The 19,273-nt window shown below is 68.9% G+C and carries 14 protein-coding genes, 1 pseudogene and 1 CRISPR repeat array; of the genes and pseudogenes, 4 read left to right on the forward strand and 11 right to left on the reverse strand.

The window, feature by feature from the left end:
- The 11 genes and pseudogenes from FGL98_RS25970 to FGL98_RS23205 all read right to left on the reverse strand — a co-directional run.
- A pseudogene (locus FGL98_RS25970) lies at positions 1-269 on the reverse strand (hypothetical protein); the annotation flags it as partial.
- Positions 269-1,495, reverse strand: a complete 1,227-nt coding sequence (istA, locus tag FGL98_RS23160) for an IS21 family transposase (RefSeq protein WP_146320967.1) — start codon at positions 1,493-1,495, stop codon at positions 269-271. The gene istA and the pseudogene FGL98_RS25970, both read right to left, overlap by 1 nt.
- 104 nt (positions 1,496-1,599) lie before the next feature.
- Positions 1,600-4,983: direct repeats of the CRISPR family, unit length 29 nt; unit sequence GGAATCACCCCCGCTCGCGCGGGGATCGC.
- 30 nt (positions 4,984-5,013) lie between these two features.
- A complete protein-coding gene (gene cas2e, locus FGL98_RS23165; protein ID WP_146320969.1) occupies positions 5,014-5,352 on the reverse strand; it encodes a type I-E CRISPR-associated endoribonuclease Cas2e in 339 nt (112 codons plus the stop codon).
- Entirely contained in the window at positions 5,352-6,323 is a 972-nt protein-coding gene (cas1e, locus tag FGL98_RS23170) for a type I-E CRISPR-associated endonuclease Cas1e (protein ID WP_186526345.1), read from the reverse strand. Before cas1e ends, cas2e begins: the two co-directional genes overlap by 1 nt.
- Complete coding sequence (locus tag FGL98_RS23175; protein WP_146320973.1) at positions 6,320-6,985, reverse strand: type I-E CRISPR-associated protein Cas6/Cse3/CasE; 666 nt, start codon at positions 6,983-6,985, stop codon at positions 6,320-6,322. Before FGL98_RS23175 ends, cas1e begins: the two co-directional genes overlap by 4 nt.
- Positions 6,982-7,725: a CRISPR-associated protein Cas5 gene (locus FGL98_RS23180; RefSeq protein ID WP_146320975.1), complete on the reverse strand. Its 744-nt coding sequence runs from the start codon at positions 7,723-7,725 to the stop codon at positions 6,982-6,984. Before FGL98_RS23180 ends, FGL98_RS23175 begins: the two co-directional genes overlap by 4 nt.
- Positions 7,725-8,942, reverse strand: coding sequence for a type I-E CRISPR-associated protein Cas7/Cse4/CasC (gene cas7e / locus FGL98_RS23185; RefSeq protein ID WP_146320977.1), 1,218 nt, complete (start codon positions 8,940-8,942; stop codon positions 7,725-7,727). The genes FGL98_RS23180 and cas7e overlap by 1 nt, the downstream gene beginning before the upstream one ends.
- Positions 8,939-9,487 carry a type I-E CRISPR-associated protein Cse2/CasB gene (casB, locus tag FGL98_RS23190; protein WP_146320979.1) on the reverse strand — a complete coding sequence of 183 codons (549 nt, stop codon included), beginning with the start codon at positions 9,485-9,487 and terminating at the stop codon, positions 8,939-8,941. The genes cas7e and casB overlap by 4 nt, the downstream gene beginning before the upstream one ends.
- The gene (locus tag FGL98_RS23195) at positions 9,484-11,037 is read right to left on the reverse strand and encodes a type I-E CRISPR-associated protein Cse1/CasA (protein ID WP_146320981.1); all 1,554 of its coding nucleotides are present in this window, start codon (positions 11,035-11,037) and stop codon (positions 9,484-9,486) included. The genes casB and FGL98_RS23195 overlap by 4 nt, the downstream gene beginning before the upstream one ends.
- Positions 11,034-13,733 (reverse strand): CRISPR-associated helicase Cas3', encoded by a 2,700-nt coding sequence (gene cas3 / locus FGL98_RS23200; protein ID WP_186526346.1) that lies wholly within the window; start codon positions 13,731-13,733, stop codon positions 11,034-11,036. The genes FGL98_RS23195 and cas3 overlap by 4 nt, the downstream gene beginning before the upstream one ends.
- A 368-nt stretch (positions 13,734-14,101) precedes the next feature.
- Complete coding sequence (locus tag FGL98_RS23205) at positions 14,102-15,184, reverse strand: ScbA/BarX family gamma-butyrolactone biosynthesis protein (RefSeq protein ID WP_186526347.1); 1,083 nt, start codon at positions 15,182-15,184, stop codon at positions 14,102-14,104.
- A gap of 150 nt (positions 15,185-15,334) precedes the next feature.
- Between FGL98_RS23205 and FGL98_RS23210 the strand changes: the two genes are divergently transcribed.
- The 4 genes from FGL98_RS23210 to FGL98_RS23225 form a co-directional block, all read left to right on the forward strand.
- Entirely contained in the window at positions 15,335-15,976 is a 642-nt protein-coding gene (locus FGL98_RS23210; RefSeq protein ID WP_146320985.1) for a ScbR family autoregulator-binding transcription factor, read from the forward strand.
- A gap of 453 nt (positions 15,977-16,429) precedes the next feature.
- The gene (locus FGL98_RS23215) at positions 16,430-16,753 is read left to right on the forward strand and encodes a hypothetical protein (RefSeq protein ID WP_146320986.1); all 324 of its coding nucleotides are present in this window, start codon (positions 16,430-16,432) and stop codon (positions 16,751-16,753) included.
- A gap of 271 nt (positions 16,754-17,024) precedes the next feature.
- Positions 17,025-18,542, forward strand: coding sequence for a hypothetical protein (locus FGL98_RS23220; protein WP_146320988.1), 1,518 nt, complete (start codon positions 17,025-17,027; stop codon positions 18,540-18,542).
- 136 nt (positions 18,543-18,678) lie between these two features.
- Positions 18,679-19,273: helix-turn-helix domain-containing protein (locus FGL98_RS23225; protein WP_146320990.1), on the forward strand; the 595-nt coding region annotated here is incomplete at its 3' end.

Here is a 19,273-nt window from a genome sequence, read left to right on the forward strand (position 1 = left end):
ACTCGTGGAAACGCTGGGCAGACCAGCAGATACCGAACGCCCCGCAGCCACCCGCCCACCGTGAGCAGCCCCGGCACCGTCAAAGAGCCGATCCTGCCGATCACTCCACGGATCGAGGCTAAGTACTCCTCGTGAGTCCAGCCAGCGTCACGGGCATGATCGGCCAACCGGGCTGCTGCTTCGGTGATCCGTGGTGCTTTCAACGCTGAGGCCAGGTAGGTCAGCTGCTTGAGCGCCTCAGTCGCGTCGCTCTTGGCCTTGGCTGCCATCAGGCCACCTGTCCGTCGGTGAGGTTGTCGGTGAGGCCGAATGCGCGGTCATAGTCGGCCAGATCACGAGCCAGGCCTTCGCCCGGATCGATGGCTGGCCGGGGTTGCTGGAACTGCTCGCGCAGCACCTTCGCTGCGGCGACGTGGGCGGGGTCGGTGATGGTCATGCCGCGGGCCCAGACACGGTCGTGGCCGGCGACCAGACGCCCCTGGTGGCGCACCTCGACCCGGGACAGGTCAGCGCTCACGTCAACGAACCGGCCGATCATCGCCGGGTCGACGGAGTAGTCCGAGCTGTCGAGGCGGATGTAGTAGTCACGTCCCAACCGGACCCGGTTGACCCACCCCACCGCCGGGGCCACCGGTGGCAGCGGCAACATCGCAGCTCGATCGGCGTCGAGTAGGTCGAGCGGCTTGGTCTTGATGGTGCGCACCACCCGCGAGTTCGCGATCACCAGCCAGTCGGCGAACTGAGTGTTGAAGTCGGCCGGCGACTCGAAGTCACGTCCGGGCATGAAGGAGGTCTCGAAGAACCCGTTCCGTCGTTCCACGATGCCCTTTGACTCAGGGTCATACGGCTTCAACCGTTGCAGCGTGGTGGCCAGGGTGCCGGTGAACGCTCCCACTCCTTCGGCATGGCGTTTCCCGCGGCCGATACCGGACTCGTTGTCCCAGATCAGGCGGCGAGGAACCGCACCGAGTCGCTGTAGCAACTCCCACATCCCCAGCAACAGGTCAGCGGTATGCCTGGTCGGGATCATCGCCCCGACCATGAACCGTGAGTGCGCGGCCGTGATCACCATGACCGGCAGCAGCGACGCGCTGCCGTCCTCCAGGGGGATCTTCTTCGGCGGGAACCACAAGTCGCACTGCGCCGCATCACCCGCCAGCCACGTCAACCGGTCCGAGGGGTCGACCGGCCAATGCTGCGGACGCAACCGCCGCACGTGCTCGCGGAACCAGCTGATCGATCCTGTCCAGCCGACCCGCTCCGCGATCACTGTCGCCGGCATATCCGGCGTCGCGATCAAGAGTTGCCGCACCAACGGCTCGAACGGTGCGAACGACGAAGGCACCGCCGCCCGCTCGTACTTCGGCGGCAGGTCCGATGCCAACGCCCGCTCGACCGTCGACCTACCGATACCCAGATCCCGAGCGACTTGGCGCCGCGGAACACCGTCCGCAACCATCCGCCGGATCAAAGCCCAATCCTCCACTGAGATCACCCATCCAATCTGTCTGGGTGGCCTCGTTTTCGCCCGTCGTTATGGCCTCATTTTCAAGCGTCGTCGACACGCGCGTTTCATGGTTCTCTCGTTTCAAGGAGTTGGGAATCACCCCCGCTCGCGCGGGGATCGCGGATGCCCGGCTACTCACGAGCCCCGCTGCGAGGAATCACCCCCGCTCGCGCGGGGATCGCTTCACGACGTCACCGGCATCGAGGTCCGTGACGGAATCACCCCCGCTCGCGCGGGGATCGCCGCGACCCGGACGAGGTGCGGCGCATGGCGAAGGAATCACCCCCGCTCGCGCGGGGATCGCTCGTCGGCGGCGTCGACGGATTCACCCGTGATGGAATCACCCCCGCTCGCGCGGGGATCGCAGCGAGTGTCGGGCTCTTACACTTCCATCACGGGAATCATCCCCGCTCGCGCGGGGATCGCTGCCTTCGGCCCTCACGGGCACTGGCGCGAGCGGAATCACCCCCGCTCGCGCGGGGATCGCACTACAACCTGGCGTCGCTGGCTTCGCCGATTGGAATCACCCCCGCTCGCGCGGGGATCGCGGGATCAACTACCGGCTCGGCACCACGTACGAGGAATCACCCCCGCTCGCGCGGGGATCGCAAGACCAGGTCCGACTGGATAATCACGAGCTTGGAATCACCCCCGCTCGCGCGGGGATCGCCCTCGGACGGGGCGTACATCCACGACGTGACCGGAATCACCCCCGCTCGCGCGGGGATCGCTCAACGGGAGTTGGCTGAGCGTGCGGGGATCAGGAATCACCCCCGCTCGCGCGGGGATCGCGCGGCAGTCATGATGCTGATCTTCTTCTTGCCGGAATCACCCCCGCTCGCGCGGGGATCGCTCAAGAAGACCCGCTCCGCTGGCGCGTTCCGCGGAATCACCCCCGCTCGCGCGGGGATCGCTCCTGCCCGGGACCGGCGAGCACATCATGCATGGAATCACCCCCGCTCGCGCGGGGATCGCTGGATGAACTGCTCACGCGCACCTAGCCACGCGGAATCACCCCCGCTCGCGCGGGGATCGCCGTAGACCCACCGGCCATCCTTGCGCTGGTAGGGAATCACCCCCGCTCGCGCGGGGATCGCGATTCGTCCAACGGCCAGTACCCGTACGGGTCGGAATCACCCCCGCTCGCGCGGGGATCGCCTCAGCCAGTGGATGGTGGGCTTGCGGGTCAGGGAATCACCCCCGCTCGCGCGGGGATCGCCGTCCGCTGGTGATCCTCCCGGCGACCATTGCGGAATCACCCCCGCTCGCGCGGGGATCGCCCCTCATCATCCCAGCCGAGCCGAGTGGCCAAGGAATCACCCCCGCTCGCGCGGGGATCGCGGCGGCGCACTCGGAGGCGGAGACCACAGGATGGAATCACCCCCGCTCGCGCGGGGATCGCGGCGTCAAGCCCGACACGGTGAGCGGCTGGAAGGAATCACCCCCGCTCGCGCGGGGATCGCAGATCGAGGAACAGACCCGGCCACTCCTGCAAGGAATCACCCCCGCTCGCGCGGGGATCGCACGGGACCACGTATCAGTGGCAGGTGCAAGATGGAATCACCCCCGCTCGCGCGGGGATCGCTCCTACTCATCGGGGTCTCGGCGCTCGACGGTGGAATCACCCCCGCTCGCGCGGGGATCGCACGATTCCAGGGACGACCCAATCGCGGGCGAGGGAATCACCCCCGCTCGCGCGGGGATCGCTCTTCGAAGTCGAGGTAGAGGACGTTGTGGCCGGAATCACCCCCGCTCGCGCGGGGATCGCAAAAGATCAATCCCGCACACGTCCGCCGAGAAGGAATCACCCCCGCTCGCGCGGGGATCGCGAATCCACATTCGCTTTCGAAAACGCCTGCATGGAATCACCCCCGCTCGCGCGGGGATCGCACCATCGCGGGCATGGATAGAGCCCGGGAGTAGGAATCACCCCCGCTCGCGCGGGGATCGCACAACGGGCAGAATGTGCCGCTTGGGCATGGTGGAATCACCCCCGCTCGCGCGGGGATCGCTCTTCGATCTCGCCGAGCGCGGCCCGGACCCGGGAATCACCCCCGCTCGCGCGGGGATCGCGGGGAGACGCCGTACACCCCACCGCGCGGTGAGGAATCACCCCCGCTCGCGCGGGGATCGCCCGGCGATACCGGACCTGTCCGGGGGCGCCCTGGAATCACCCCCGCTCGCGCGGGGATCGCTCCCATTCGGTGAAGTACTGGCCAGCGAACACGGAATCACCCCCGCTCGCGCGGGGATCGCATCAACAAGGGCAGCAACGCCAGCGCGTACACGGAATCACCCCCGCTCGCGCGGGGATCGCGACACGGCCGCGCACGTGAGGGCGGCATGGGCGGAATCACCCCCGCTCGCGCGGGGATCGCTGTCTCCGTCTCGTTCCCAGTGGACTTCGCGGGGAATCACCCCCGCTCGCGCGGGGATCGCTGTTCAGTTCGGGTGACGCGGCCGCCTATTACGGAATCACCCCCGCTCGCGCGGGGATCGCGCCACGGCCCGGTGAAGGTCGTGCGTTACCACGGAATCACCCCCGCTCGCGCGGGGATCGCACCTGCACGCTATACGGGAACGGTTGCTCGACGGAATCACCCCCGCTCGCGCGGGGATCGCCCTGACGCGCAACGGAAAGCGTTCCGTGACGGGGAATCACCCCCGCTCGCGCGGGGATCGCGACCTGATGCTCAAGGGCGCCAGCGGCAGCGTGGAATCACCCCCGCTCGCGCGGGGATCGCGACCCGCTTCCGCTAGCGGAAGTGGGTGTGAGGGAATCACCCCCGCTCGCGCGGGGATCGCGATGAGGCATCGATCACCGGGACCGTGAATGTGGAATCACCCCCGCTCGCGCGGGGATCGCTCACCCTGAACCCGGGTGAATCCATCCGGGACGGAATCACCCCCGCTCGCGCGGGGATCGCGATCGGAGGCCTCTATGGGTGCTGGGTCAGCAGGAATCACCCCCGCTCGCGCGGGGATCGCCTCACTCCAGGTTGCGGGATAAAAAGAATATAGGAATCACCCCCGCTCGCGCGGGGATCGCTTGTTCCACCACGGAGGAAGCATGAGTTACAAGGAATCACCCCCGCTCGCGCGGGGATCGCGGTGGTCATGACTGGACCGGCCGTCCGTAAATGGAATCACCCCCGCTCGCGCGGGGATCGCACGTACTTCGGTGCACGCACCGCCAACGTGCAGGAATCACCCCCGCTCGCGCGGGGATCGCCCACATCACACCCCTGAACCCTTTACCTCATCGGAATCACCCCCGCTCGCGCGGGGATCGCAACACTTCGATTATCTCGTGATGACCGGATGGGGAATCACCCCCGCTCGCGCGGGGATCGCCACTCACAATTCCCGTGACCGGCCTGTATGAAGGAATCACCCCCGCTCGCGCGGGGATCGCGGTTGATCACAGCACTGACCCGGTAGTAGTACGGAATCACCCCCGCTCGCGCGGGGATCGCTCTGCGTGGCCTGGTATTTTGGGGTGGCTATCACCATCCAGGGTCGATGTGATCGGATTCTGGCCTGATTGGGCTTGGTTCGTGCTGCCTGTTGATGAGTGTGAGCCCGTGGTGGTCGGTGATCTGGTAGGTACTTGTTCCCCAGGACTGCATGGTGTATCCCTGTTCGGTGTTGTCGGGGTGGATCAGCAGGGCGTAGCCCAGGTCGTTGCTGATGACCCAGTTTGACACTTCCTCCCAGAGCTCGGTTCGGACGCGCGCGGACAGGGATCCGATGTAGGTTCCGGGGTTGACCTCGATCAGCCATTTGGAGATCACTCCGCGCAGGCCTGGGCTGAGGCGTTCGGTGACGATGACGGTCAGGGTCATCAGCTGGTCCATTCGGCGTGGGACCAGTTGCCCTCGACTTCACCTCGTGGTCCCCATAGTCGAAGGCTGTCGATATCCCACTCGTCGGGGTCGTGGGTGACGGGCAGGCCGAGTACCTCATCGATGTCGGTGATGATCTGTGGGAGCATCCGCACCAGTCGCAGACCGTCTCGCAGCTTGCGCAGGATGGTGGTCTCCGCGTCGGTGTCTTGGTGGAGGCTGAACGCGAGGGGGATGGTCACGTTTGTCTTGTAGAGGTCGGCGATGTCGAGGGTGAAGGATTGCCGGTTGCCGGTGTGGATGACGCCCAGGCCGGGGGACAGGCCGAGCGCGAGCACGACGGCGTTGACCACTCCGTAGAGCGCCGAGTTGGCGCTGTTGAGTGCACGGTTGACATTATCGGGTGGCCCGTCGTGGGGAATGGTTCCGGTGTTGCGGCGCCATCCGCGCAGGCGTTGTTTCTTGGCGTGTTGTTGGTATACGCCGCGCATCCGGATTCCCTCGATGCCGCGTAGCTGTTCGATGGTGCCGTCGGCGAAGGTAGCTGAGGAGGTACCGGGGAAGCGTTTGACGTACATGCGGCGGGCGGTTTCGACGCGTAGCTGCGGGTCGGTGGCCATCTTGGCCTGCTGCTGGAGCCGGTCGGTGGGGGCGTAGGGGGACAGGAACGCTCCGTAGGAGCGGATCGCACCGGCCCCGACGAAACTTACCCCGCATCCGACCCGGGATAGTGAGGCCATGGCTTGCTGGGTGATCGATGTGCCCGGGCCGAGCAGTAGACAGGTCAAGGTGGCGACGGGGATTTGGGTTGAGCGGCGGCCCTGGTCGGTTTGCACGACGGCGACTGTGCCGTTGTCGTCTTGATGCACGGCGCACCGGTCCAGGTACAGGAAGGACAGTCGTTCGTCCACCCGGCTCAGTAGCAGGGCACTGGGTCGGGTGAGTCGGACCGGCGTGATCTTATCGGTCACGACGCGGCCACCGCGGTTAGCAGACCGCACCCGTAGGCCTTGGCGCGGCCGACCCCCTCACGCCGCATCCGCGCGAACTGCGTGGCATCGGTGACCACGCCGATCGCGTCGATGGTTTCCACGACGATCTGCGGTGGGGTGCTACCGGCTGCTGGTCCGCGGCGGGTCCTGGTGGTGGTGCGTACCTGGTTGAGGACGGTGCGGATCTGGACTCCTGGGGTGAGCTTGCCTTCGAGCCAGGGTGGCACCTGATCGGGGAGGAGGATCTGGACGGCTTCGTGTCGGCTGCCGTTGTCGTGCTTGACAGTGCGGCGGGTGAGCGGGTTGACCGCGACCCGGAGCATCACCTGCTGCCCGTCGCGCAGGTCCCATCGCGCTTGGGGGACGGTCAGGGCCCGCGCGGCGGGTGGGAGCAGTTGCACGGGGTGTTGTGACTGGACGAGGACGACGGGGGTGTTATCGGGTTGCAGGTCGATCCGGTACAGGATGCTGCCGGCTGCGCGGCGGGCGCGTGGGCTGCCGGGCAGGTGGGGGCTGAACAGTCGCATGACGGCGCGGTGGGCCGCGCCGTGGTCGGTCCAGTCCACGTCTGGCAGAGCGTGCGCTGGGAAGGACACCCAGATGGGGGCGGTGGTCTGGGGTGTTGTCGTGGCGGTGGTCATCGGGTCAGGTGCTCCTTTGCCCAGCCGAGCTGGGCGTCGCGGGTGGTGGCCCGTGGCGGGGTGACTAGCTGCAGGCTGGTCTGGTGCTGGGTGTAACCGCCGGTCACGGTGTGCACGCGCAACGCCCGCGGGGGGTCAGTGTCTGGGAGTTCGTCGTGCCGGAGCACGTATGGCAAGGCGGCCAGCACATCTCCGTCGCCTGGCCAGGCGCCCAGGTAGAACGGGAAGGAAGCGGGGTTGGCCATGCGGCCGAGGTATGGGGTGTAGACCGGGCGCCGGAAGCCCTCGATCAGCTGTGCTGCCAGGTTGGCTTCGACACCCAGGTGGCAGATGAATTCCGCGTGCGGGATGAAGGTCCGGTTGGGTGAGTACTGCACCCGGTTGGTGCCGCCGGTGATGTTGATCTTGGTGGCGCGGTAGGGCTTGGGCTGTCCTCCGGAGCCGATCGCCTGGCAGGCGGCGTGCAGGGACGCTGATCGGTGCCACTGGTCGGTGTCGCGCCCGGGCCGTGGCGGGACCGCGACCTGCAGGTCGGTGTCCGCGGCGTTGGTGCGGTCGACCCGGACGCGCAGGATGAACTGGTCCAGCAGGCTCAGGTAGTCCCGTGTGCCGATGCAGGCCGCGAGGAGCCCGGCGATGCCGGACTTGGTGGGGATCGGGGTGGCCGCGACATCGGTGTGGGCTACCCGGTAGGCCGCCCAGGTCTGGATTGGCGAGGCGAGGCGGATGACCAGGTCCATCAGCGGCCCTGGAATGCCTTGTCGACGACGAAGTCGACCAGTGCGTCGCAGTCGTCGACGACGGTGGCGGCGAAGTCCGCGTCGTGGGTGCGGCCGGTCACGACCGCCTCGCCGAACAGGGCGGGCTCGAAGGCCAGGGCCCGGCGGCGTTGCGCGGCCAAGGCGGCCACGCCTGCTGCCGCGTACCCGCCGTGCTCGCCGGCCTCGACGGGTTCCTCGAAGCCGTACGCGATCCGGAAGTTTTGCACCTCGGCCAGCACAAGGTCGGGTAGGGCGCCGGCGTTGGTGCCGTTGACCTTGCCGCTTGGCAGGGCGAGGATCAGGGCCCGGACCAGGTCGGCAAGCACCGCGGGTGCGTGCTGGCCGCCGTACGCGGACCAGGACCGCTGCAGCTGATCGATGTCGATGGTGAAGGACCGGTAGTAGGTGCCGGAGGTGAAGTAGTTCTCGCCGATGTGTGCCGCGCCGTGGTCGGTGTTGGCGACGTCTTCTACCGCGGTGAAGTAGTCGGTGATCAGCTGCATCCGGTGCACCGTGGTGGCGTGCGAGACCGAGACAGCCGCGTGCGTGCCCAGGCCTGGCTGTTCGGCGAACATGCGACCGAAGGCGGCGATGTCCAAGGCGGCGCTGGTGGAGTCCTTCACGAGCGCGATCTCGGGTATGGCGCCGTGGTCCTGAGCGGCAAGGATGGCTTCGGCGCACGCGTCCAGCTCCGCGGTGGAGATGAAGGTGATGGTGTCCTTGGTGGCCGTCTCCTTGCCCGCCCCGGCGGTCTGCTCGTCCGTGTCCTGTTCCGCCGCGGCCGTGGCGGCCGCCTGCTGGGCGTCCTGCCCCTGGGTGAGCCTGAGCAGGTCACGGATCTTCGTGCGGTTCGCCTGCAGGGCGGTCGTGTTCGTGGTCCCGGCGTACAGGGCCCGCACGGCCTTGATGGCCACGTCGATCACGGCGTCCAGGTCGATCGGCACGTCCCGCTGTTCGGCGGTCTCGGCCACGCGCCGGGCGATCTCGAACGCGCCGAGCCGAGTCCGCACCGACTCATCATGGCCGGCGTCGCGGTACAGCTGGCGGGCGCCACGCTTGATGGACTGGCTCGACAGCCGGGCTCGCTGGACTCCACCGTCGAACTGGCTTTTGGGGAGCCCGTTCCCGTCACGGTTCAGGTTGTGCAGACCCAGGGTGACCAGCAGATGGACGGTGATAAAACGGTTCGTGCTCATAGGTTTTCGCTTCCTTGCGTGGTGTGCTCAGGGGTGGGTGCGGAGTAGTAGTCGGCGACGATCCGCTGGCGGGCGCGCTGGGAGGCGGGGGACAGGCCCTCGCCCCACCGAGCCAGGGTGTCGGCCAGCGCGTAGAAGTTGACCCCGACTCCGTGGTGCCCGCACTGGGTGACCAGCCCGGCCAGCAGGCCCGCGGCGTTTTCCACGTCCAGCATGGGCAAGATGTTCACCTTCGCGTCGACGCTGTCCGCGGTGGCCTTGCGCCGCAGCTCGGCCAGGTTGCGGCCCAGCGACCCGGTGCCCGCCTTAACCCCCGTGGCGCCGGCGCAGATCGCGGCCGCGCGACGGGCCCCGACCTTGGCCTGCCAGCCGGTCAGGCCCAGTAGGTGCGGCTCGGTGTACCCGTAGGCGGCCACCTCGGTCGCCGAGGTGATGGCCCGCCGCACGGAGGCGCACCATCCGGCCGAGCCGGGGTCGTCGCGTCGGGCGAGGACCTGGCCGATCAACGCGGCCCCCAGGCTGTTCGGTGTCGTTGGTGCGGTCACGACCGCGTCTCCTTCTTTGGGTGGGCGAGCCGGGCGTACGCGGCTCGAGAACGGTGCACGGCCGCGCCGGTGGCCGGGGTCAGCAGGGGCTCGGTCGCGTCCATGAAGGCCCGCACCGCCCGGCGGGTCATCGCCTCGCGGATGCCGGCCTGGTCCACCACGGTCCCCTCACCGGCGGCGGTCACCGCGGCCAGGACCGGCTCGTCCAGCGACGCGTAGATCAGTCGCCGGATGTCACCGACGACACGCGGCTGGGACGAGGTGAGGAAACCCTTCTTCACGGCTGCGCCGGCCGCCTTGACCAGGCCGGTGACATGGGAGGTGACGATGCCCAGCGCGACTGCCTGCTGGCCGGCCACGGCCAGTTGGGCCAACGGCACCACGCTCCACACCGACAGGGACCGGTTACCGTAGGGGTCGCCGACCTCGTTGTGGAAGCCCACCCGCACATCCTGGGGCGGCTCCAGCACCCGCGGCTCATGATCGACCCAGGAGGACAGATCCTGGGACAGGCTAGAGCGGTACCACTGCTCGTACCCTTCGGCCGTGCCGAGATTCACCGGGGCGTGCACTGGGTAGGTGACGCCCGGTTTCTTCGGGTCCTGCCGCAGCGGCCGGCAGTAGTCTCCCCGGGACATGGCCTTGGCGTTGGCCTTCCAGATGTCCGCGTTGCTGGATTTTCCCTCCAGGTCTCCGACCTGCGGGATGAGCCGCTGGGTCAGCCCGAGCGTGTACCGGTCCGGGCACCCGTCGACCGTCCAGACAATGCGGGGGCGGTTGGCGGTCCAGGTGCACCGCCATAGTGTGCCGGTGGCCGCGTAGTCGACCGGGGTTGGTTCCGCGTCCTGATCCAGCCAGGCCGGCGCCTGCTCCGAGGCCAGCCACGCACGGGGGATGCTGTGCAGCAGCGTCTCGGCCAGGGTGCGCCCGACCAGGTGGAACACCGTGTCACGTGGCGCCCCGGACGGGGCACCGGAGATCGGGGAGCGTTTCGCCCCAGAGGTGGGCCGGTAGAAGTTGGCCCCGGCCGCGTTACTGGGCTTGCCATGGAACCACGCAACGATCAGCAAGATCGTCAGCATCCCCGGGTCGCTCGCATCACGAGATTCCTGGCTGACCCCCCAGCTGGCGCTGGACCCACCCGGCACCCGCAGGTGCAGCTGCCGCACGGGGCTGTACTTAGTGGTGGCCAACTCAGCTGGTTCGGGTGCTGGCGTGTGCCATTCCTGCAAGAACGGCCGATCCGGGTCTGCCAGGTCAAACAGGTGCCGGTAGGTGCCGAAGAACCGGTCCACCGCGTCGGCCGGGATACGCCGTTCGTCGGCGACCTCGTCGGGGTCCAGGCCGTGTAGCACCGCCGCGGTCAGCGACTCCAAGAAGCGCAGCAACGCTTCCCGCTCGATCGGCAGCAGCCCGGTGCCCAACCCCTGAAAGTGGTGCGCGTCCCGCAGCGCTGACCGCAACGACACCACAGTGTCCAAGCCGTCGCCGGTCACCGGAACCCACGCCAGGTCAACCATGTTGGTCGCCGTGGTCATCGTCATGGTCATGGTGCTCCTGTCAGGATGTCGGCGGCGATCAGTCCGAGCCGCTCGTGGTAGGTCAGGCCGTGCTCGCTCAGCTGGTCGACATGCACCGGCCGGGCATGCGCCAGCAGCCGGCTACGCGGGCGCCACCCGGTGGGCACCGTGCTCGCACTCGCCTCATCCAGCGCTGCGCACAACCGGGCGCCGGTCACCGAGACCATCGCATCAAGAGCCTGCCGCACCCGCGCCGCATCACCGGTGGCCGCCAGCGTGCCGACCGGCAGCGGCACCCCGGCCGGCTCGCCGACCAACAGGTAGGTGCCCGATACCTGGTCATCATCGAACCGGGTGCCCATCCGGTCCTCGTCGCGCAAGCTGCACGCATCCTCGGGCCCGCCGGTCAACGCGTTCAGATCCGCGTACCGGCACCTCTTTTCCGGGGCAGCGACACGCTGCCGCAGGTTGCTGACGTTCAAGGTCGCGGACTCGATCCGCCGGGACGCGGCGGCGATCTCCTCAGCGTTGACCAGGTCGGCACACACCTGGTCCAGATCAAGACTCGTCTGGTCAACGAACGCCTGCACATTCTCAGGGACCTGGATCGTGGGGGTGTCCGACAACCACTGCGCGACTCGGGCCAGTTCGGAAGCGAAGTACGGCAGCGACCCCCGGCCAGTGATCACCCCATCACGAGTCCTGACGACTACGTGCATCATCCGACCGTCCGGCAGCACCCCGAAACGGGCCCGTCTCTGGGTGTCGTCACGAAACCGCCACAGCCGCCCGGCCCGCTGCACCAAAGACGCCGCGGGCGTCAGGTCGCTGCTCATCAGGTCGAAGTCCAGGTCCAGTGAGGCCTCGATGACCTGGGTGGCCACCACGACCAGGGGCGGGCCCGGGGCCGCTCGCGGGCCTAGCCGGTCGATCAGCTGAGCCTCCACCCTGGCTCGGTGCGCCACGGTCATCCGTGAGTGGAGACAGACCACCGCCACACCCGGTAGAGCGCTTTGTACCCGGCGTGCGGTGTCGACCGCGTCGTCCACCGTGGAGCGGATCACCGCGATGTGACACCCGGGATGCGCTTGGTGGGTGTCCTTGGCCCAGGCTGCGTGCCGGTCGGTCGCCTCATCGGAGGAGACCAGCTCGACCCGTAGGTCGGGCTGGTCTTGCGACAGCGTCGGCTGCGCCACCTGCCCCACCTCGCCGGTGACCACCCAGTGCGCCGGGTAGGCCGCCTCGTCCGGGCAGGTCGCCTCGTCCCGCGTGTACGCGGACGCGAACTGCCGCCGCTGCCACTGCGGCATGGTCGCAGACAACAGGGTGACCCGGGTCCCGGTCGCACCCCACCACGCCATCAGCGCCTTCAACAGGTGCGACTGGTACTGGTCGTAGGTGTGCACCTCGTCCAGTACCACGTGGTGGTTCGCCAACGCCAGCAGGCGCAGCGCCGCGTGCCGTTGCCGTAGTGCCCCGACCAGGACCTGGTCGCAGGTGGCCGCCACCAGGGGGGCGATCAGCCGTCGGATCGAAGAGGAGTACCACTCCAGCCCGTACTCGGACGCGCACTCGACCCGATGCGCCGCCGCGTACTGGTGCGACAGCAGCACAGTGTTGCCCGTCCCGGCGAAGATCGAGCCCAACCGTTGCTGCATCGCGGTCGTGGTCGCCCGGGTCGGCAACCCGAAGATCAGACCCTCCGGGTCGCCGGCCATGTGCCGCAGCAACGCCGCCTCGGTCTTGCCCTCGCCGGTGGGATAGGCCACGAACCACGCGCCCGGACCGATCCGCTGCGCGTCCGCCTGCAGCGGGCGAAGCGACCGCATCTGCCCGGCCACCGGCCGGCCAAGCACGGTGGCCCGCGGGTTGCCCGGGGGAACATACGAGCCGACTGTGGAGGCCACCACCGTGACCAGCGCGTCGCCGCGGGCAGCCGGCCACCCCCCGGAGTAGGGGTCGATCCCTTTCTCGATTACCCGGTACCCCCCATGCACCACCAGGTCGGAAGAAGCCACCCAGTCCGCCAGGATCGTCAGCCCGGTCAACAACGTCACCACCACGGCCGCCCGGGCCGGGTCCAGAATCGGGGTCTCCGCGAGGTCGCACCCAGCGGCCGCCGCGACCACCCCCCGCAGGTCGGCCTGCACGTCCGCCCATCCACCCGAGCACATCCCGGCCGCCAGGTACGGTGCCGCGCTGTCACGCGCGGGCAGGTACCAGTGACCGTGGTGTCCTCCCGCCACCGCGGCGAGCCAGTCCGTGCCCAGCCGCAAGCCACGCAGCTCGACGGGGTCGTGGCCGCTCAACGCGACCAACCCGAGGTACTCATGCCGGCGAGCCACCCGACCGGTCGACGTCGCCAGCGCCTGCACCGCCAGCTCATCGCACGCGGGCAGCCCCGCCTCGGTCAGCCGGGTGGCCATCAGCGGCCGCCAGGCGTCTACCCCGGCACGCGGGCTGGCCGCCTGCAACTGAAAGACCGGCGTCGCCTTCCCCACATCATGCAGGCCAGCCGCCAGGACAACCCACCCACGCGCGCAGCCCTCATCCCCGCCGCACAACTCCTTCGCCAGCAGCCGACGAAGCCGCGGCGACAACCAGGTATCCCACAGCACACCGGCCACCAGCAACGTATCCAACAGGTGTGCCACCAGCGGGTACGGCGCCAGCCCGTCCGCCAACCGCTCCGGGGCCTTCCCCCACACCTCTGCACGCAGCGTCACATCAGCTCCCACCCTCCACATGAGTCATCTTGCACCACACAACCGACAACCGGGGTCGTTTCGGGATCCGCCACACTGTTCCTTTGACAATGCACCGAGCTTTGGTCTCGTACTGAACGGATCGGCCGCGCGATCTTGGATCAGCATTGTCAAGGGCCATTGAGTTCTGCCCGGGGTGGTCGTGGAACCTGCCCAGTGACGGACGCCGAGGGCTGGGGCACCGGGATGATCAACCGTCTGGTTCGTAGACGCGATCAGGCGCGAGGGAACCAGTTGTTGAGCGGCGTGCTGGATGAGCATGAACCGGAGGCCTCGCCGCGACGCCCTGCGAAGGATCGTCTTGCAGTCCATCAGCGCAGGCGCCCGTCCTACCAGCGGCGTGCAGACGACTTCTGACAGGCCACTCCTGGAACTGACACGTGGCTGGCTGTACACGAATACCAAAGTCTGTCGTTCTGGGGTACACCCCAGTCAGGCACTCTGCCCGGAGGGAATCTCCCCACCGGGGCCGCTACCGGGACGATCCGCAGGTGGCCGCCTGCCTGTGGTGCGGTGAGCCGAACGGTCGTTTTGATCAGGTTGTCTTGCTGGAACTTGATGAGCAGCCCGCGGCCGGGGTGCTCTGGTGTGGGGGTGCAGTCGACGGTGCAGGCCTGGTCGGGTTCGAGGAAGGCGTGGAAGTGCGTCTCGATGGTCGCGGGACGAAACGAGGGGTGGTGTGCGTGGGCGCGCTGCAGGGCTGCTTCTAGCAGGAGCGCGCCGGGGACGTGGTCTAGGGGGTGGTCGTAGAAGATGGGGTGGTCCTGGTCGACGTGCAGCCCGAACCCCCCACCGGGTTGTCCGGCGAGGCAGACGTCACCGGGGTGTTCTCGCCCGACCCGCTGGTGCTGGATGGGCCGACTGGGGGCGGCAGCTCGCACCTGGTCGGCGTACCCGCGGCGGATCCGCGCGTACTGCGAGCTGGTCAGCAGGACCAGGGCGCCCCCGCCGGTCAGGGTGGTGTGGTCGCCGACGTGGATGCTCATCTGCCACTCGGAGCGGTTCTTGCCAGGGCCGGGGGTGCGGGCCAGGTCGAGTCGGATCTGGGTGGGGTCAGGGCCGACTCGGGGTAGCCGGTCCAGGCCGTCGGCGGTGATGCGGGACATGACGAACCGCGTGCCATAGGGCACCTCCAGGAGCCCGTGGCAGACGGTCAGGACCGCCTGCCGCATCGTTTCCAGGAGCAGCGTCGGATGGTAGCGCCCGCCGGGGCAGTACAGGGGATGGGTAAGTGGCCATCGAGCCCACACGGTAAACCGGTCGCCCGGGGTGGATGCGTAGCCGGTGATGTAGACCTCCGCGCTGCGGGCGCGGTGGACCAGATCACGATCCACGACCGGCGCGAACCGAAGGCCGTCGGCTGACCCGGCACTGACTGGTCGATCCCCGCGGTCCTTCGGTGTGAGGGTCACCTCGCTCACCCTAGCCATGACATCATCCCGAACGGTCGGTTTGAGGATATCTCCGGTGTTTGTTCCCCACCGATCGCGTCGCACAGTAATCCGTCACCGGCCGGTGGGTCTCGTTACGGTGGATCAGTTAGCCGATCAGGGAGGTAGGCCATGCCGCGTCAGGCCCGGGCAGTCGCGACCCGTCATGCCGTGCTGCTCGCTGCCGCGGCCGTGTTCGAACGGGAGGGGTATGCCGCCAGTGGTATCAGCGACATCCTGGCCGAGGGTGGCGTGACGCGGGGGGCGCTGTACTTCCACTTCGGTTCGAAGGAAGAGCTGGCCCAGGCCATCATCGCCGAGCAGCAGGCCTGGCTCGATCATCTACAACCGCGAGCTCACAGCCCGCTGCAGGTGGCCGTCGACACCAGTTACGGGTTTATCCAGGAGCTGGCGGACAGTGTCCTGATGCGCGCCAGTGTGCGCCTGACGATCGAGCAGGGCACGTTCTTGCCGGCCGGGGCACCGGCGTACCACGCGTGGGCCGATCGGGCCGAGGAGGTTTTCGAGCAGGCCCGCTCGATGGGGCACCTGCAACCGGGGTGGAAACCGCGAGAGCTGGCCTTGATGTGCACCTCATGTATTACGGGTCTGCAGCTGTCCTCGACCGCGCTGAGCGCCCGGTCGGACATGACCCGGCGCCTGCACGTCTTCTGGAAGGCCGTGCTGCCCGGGATCGCGACCCCCGAGCAGGTTGAGGCAGTGCGGATCACCCCACCGCGCCGCCGCGCCACCCGACGCCCACCGGTGGCCTAGCCTGCGCCCTCCCTGTCTCGAGGTGAGATGGCAGGTCAGAGATGGCGCAGTGGCGAGGGCCCTCGGGTCGGGGCGGCAAGACCGTAGCCGCTGATCGAACCAGCCCGGGGATGCCAGCTTGTCTGTGCACAGTCGGGTGGGTGGCGGTGGCGTTCGAGGCATCGGCGAGACGGACGTGCGGTGGGTCGTCTGCCGGTGGTCTGGCCCCTGGCGCGCCACGGAAGCCGTGGTGCCGGGGAGCACCCTGCCGGTCACGGCCGCCATTGGCGAGAACCTCATTCCCCGTGTGCGCCGCTTGGGCAATGATGGGAGGTGAGCCAGCCCTTCTTACCGGTGGAGGAGTCGAACGGATGCGAACCCGCACGATCGAGGTACGCGAGGGCACGATCGACATGGGTGAGTCGTGGGTGTATGTCTGGCGGTCGACGTCGCAGCCCGGCGAGCCGGTCGTCTATGTCGGGGTCCACCGGGATGGCGCCGGTGCTGCGCACGTGGCTGCACCTGTATCACGAGGATCCCGATGTGGGCCGGGTTGGGCGCGGATACCCGGGCATCAGGCAGGAGTCGCTGACCGTGCTGGCCTTCCGGCTCGACGAGGATGTGGACCGGCAGAGCGTCAAGGATGCGCTGATCGCTCGGCTGTCGCGGGCGGGCCGCTTGGGGTCCTGCTACATCGGACCCGGCCCCGCGCCGGTCACGGTGGCGGAGACGAGTCCGACAGGCGAGGGCAAGGTGGCGCAGGTGACCGCCGAGATCCTTGCCGGCCTGCCCGGCTGACCCCAAGACGTGGCTCTCCGCGTCCGAGAGGTCGCTCCTGACCGGCGGTGAGGGGACTCCTCACCGCAAGCGGATCGCGGCCCGGTCACTGTGCTTGCGGCGCGGCCCGACGCAGATACCCAAACGCAGATACCCAAACCGGCCAGTAGTACCACGATGTTGGATAGGTTTCAGGGGCGATTTCGCCTCGGCGCGTTGTGAGCCGGGCATCGGCCCGGGCCGGCTGAGGGCCTTGACATGCTGAGATGATCCTAGAAAAGACACCAGACCAGTGAGCGGTGACCGGCAGTGGCAGGCAGCGGGCCCGGCCCCGATCGCTGCACGGGGGACCGGTCTGGAGGTGTGGGTGGGCTGGCTGCTGCGCGCGCACCGTGTCGCCGCGCACCCCGGTCCGCCCACCAGCGCCTTCGTGGCACGTCTTGCCGAGGCCGGGTACCGGGCTGACGCCCGGTCCGTGTCTTGCTGCGAGTCGGGTCAGACGGGCGCGTCCGAGGCGCTGATCGCGGCCTACGAGCGTGTCCTGGGCCTACCACCTGGTCAGCTGACCAGCGTCTGCGAGGGCGCGCGATACACCCTGACCGGGCAGCTGCCGGCTGCTATTGACCTGTCTCGGGGCGAGACGATCAACCGACTCGAGGACGTCGACGCCCGCATCACCGCCGGGACGGCGACCGGTGCGGACTGGTTGATGCTGGCCACGCTGCTCGACGGGTCTTACCCGGTGATGCTGCCACCGACCTGGGCGCGTCGCTGGATCGGCCGGCTACTGGCCGAGATGGTCCGGTCGGTCCGGTCCGCCCGCACCACCCGCAGGCAGGCACTGTGCCACCTGGTGCGCAACCCGCAGACTCGGGCCGCGGTGGTCGACGTGGTCTTCGAGCACGTGGCGACACCCGGCGCGCCGGGACTGCGGGTGGCACTCGGGGTGCTTGGTGCCGCCGCCACCCCGGAGCTGATCGATCGACTGATCGCCACCGTGGCCGGCGGACACGGCCGGGCCCGGCGCGGCGCCGCCCATGCCCTGCTGACCCCGATCGCGCACGGCCGGCTGACTCCCGAGCAGAACGCCACGCTCGAGCGGGGCGTCCTGCGCATCTGCCAATACGAGCCGGTGGAGGCCGCGCCGGCGGTCATGCTCGCCTCCCGCGTATTGCCTGGCCTGGGGGCGCAGGCGATCCGCCTGGTCGGGCAGGATCCCCGGCCGCTGTGCGACCGGGGGTTCTCGGGGGCCGGACTGGCAACCTACCTCCGTGCGGCCGCAGACCCCGCCGGCGCGAAGGACCCGATCCTTGCCCTGCTGCTGCACGAGGTCCTGACCGGGTCCTGTCCCGCCCGCCGGCACCGCGCCTTGGTGGTGCTGGGTGCCAGCCCCTACCGGTCGGTGTTGGCGGATGCGGCGCTCGACCTGACGGTAACGAGCGCGGATCCGGTCGCGGTCGCCGCCGCGGGCCTGGTCCTGCCCTACCTGGCCGGGCCGGCCCAGCAACCCGCCCTGCTCGACCTGCTCGCCGGGCCCTTGTCGGCGGTTCATCCTGGTGCGCTGCGGGCCCTGGCGCACGGGACGGGAGTCCCGCCCTGGTTCGGTCTGCGCCGGCACCTGAATGATCCGATGACGTCGCCCAGCGCGATTTACGCCGCCGGGATGTCGGCCCACCCGGACCTGATTACCGCGGCCGCGGGCGCCGCGCCGATGCGCGATGCTGCGCGCTGGTGGGTCGACCACGGCCCCGCCATCCGCGACAGACCCCCCGACGGCCCGAACCTGCCAGACACGGCGCCGACGGGCTGAACGACCAAGGGGGGCCGGGCATAGCATGCCTGGTCGACCCGGGCCGCGGGCTGTGCTCGCGCGGACCAGGCGACCCGCCAGGGCAGGCCTTTATTGCCTGGTGGGGTGTCCTGCCCGAACAACCCCACTGGGCAGGATGAGACCAGCCATCCTGGACGTGCGAGGCGGCCGGGGCGCGGGCCGTGATCGTGGTCGGTGCTGGTCCTCGTCGCGCGCCGGCGAGCGGGAGGGTCACCTGATGGGTTGGGCGTCGCCGATGGGTCGACCCGCGGGCCTGACCGAAGACCGCACCCCGTTGCGAGGCCGCACGATCGACGCCCGGGCTCGCATCGCCTGGCTCCTGCGGGTCCACCGGCTGTCCGCCGGGTACGCCAGCGCCGCAGCATTCACCACCGCGCTGGCCGCTCACGACTGCCACCTGGCCCCACCCACGATCAGTCGCTACGAGACCGGCACCGTCCGGGTCCCCGATCCGGTCTTCCGGGCCTACGAGCAGGCGTTGGGCCTACCGGCCGGGTACCTGATGGGGGTCTGCGCGGGGATGGACCGGATGGTCGCCCCGGTCTCGGCCGCGGCGTCGGCCAGCGGCGGTGGCCACAGGTTCGGGTCTGTCTGTGATCGACTACTTGTAGGCCGTTTCGGCGGGGTTTACCTGCCGAGTCAGTGGCTGGTTTCCTGCCAAAAGAGCGCTAAGAATCCGGCCAGTCCTGCCCGCTCCTTGTGCACGGGGT

The organism is Leekyejoonella antrihumi, from assembly GCF_007845645.1.
Taxonomy (GTDB): domain Bacteria; phylum Actinomycetota; class Actinomycetes; order Actinomycetales; family Dermatophilaceae; genus Leekyejoonella; species Leekyejoonella antrihumi.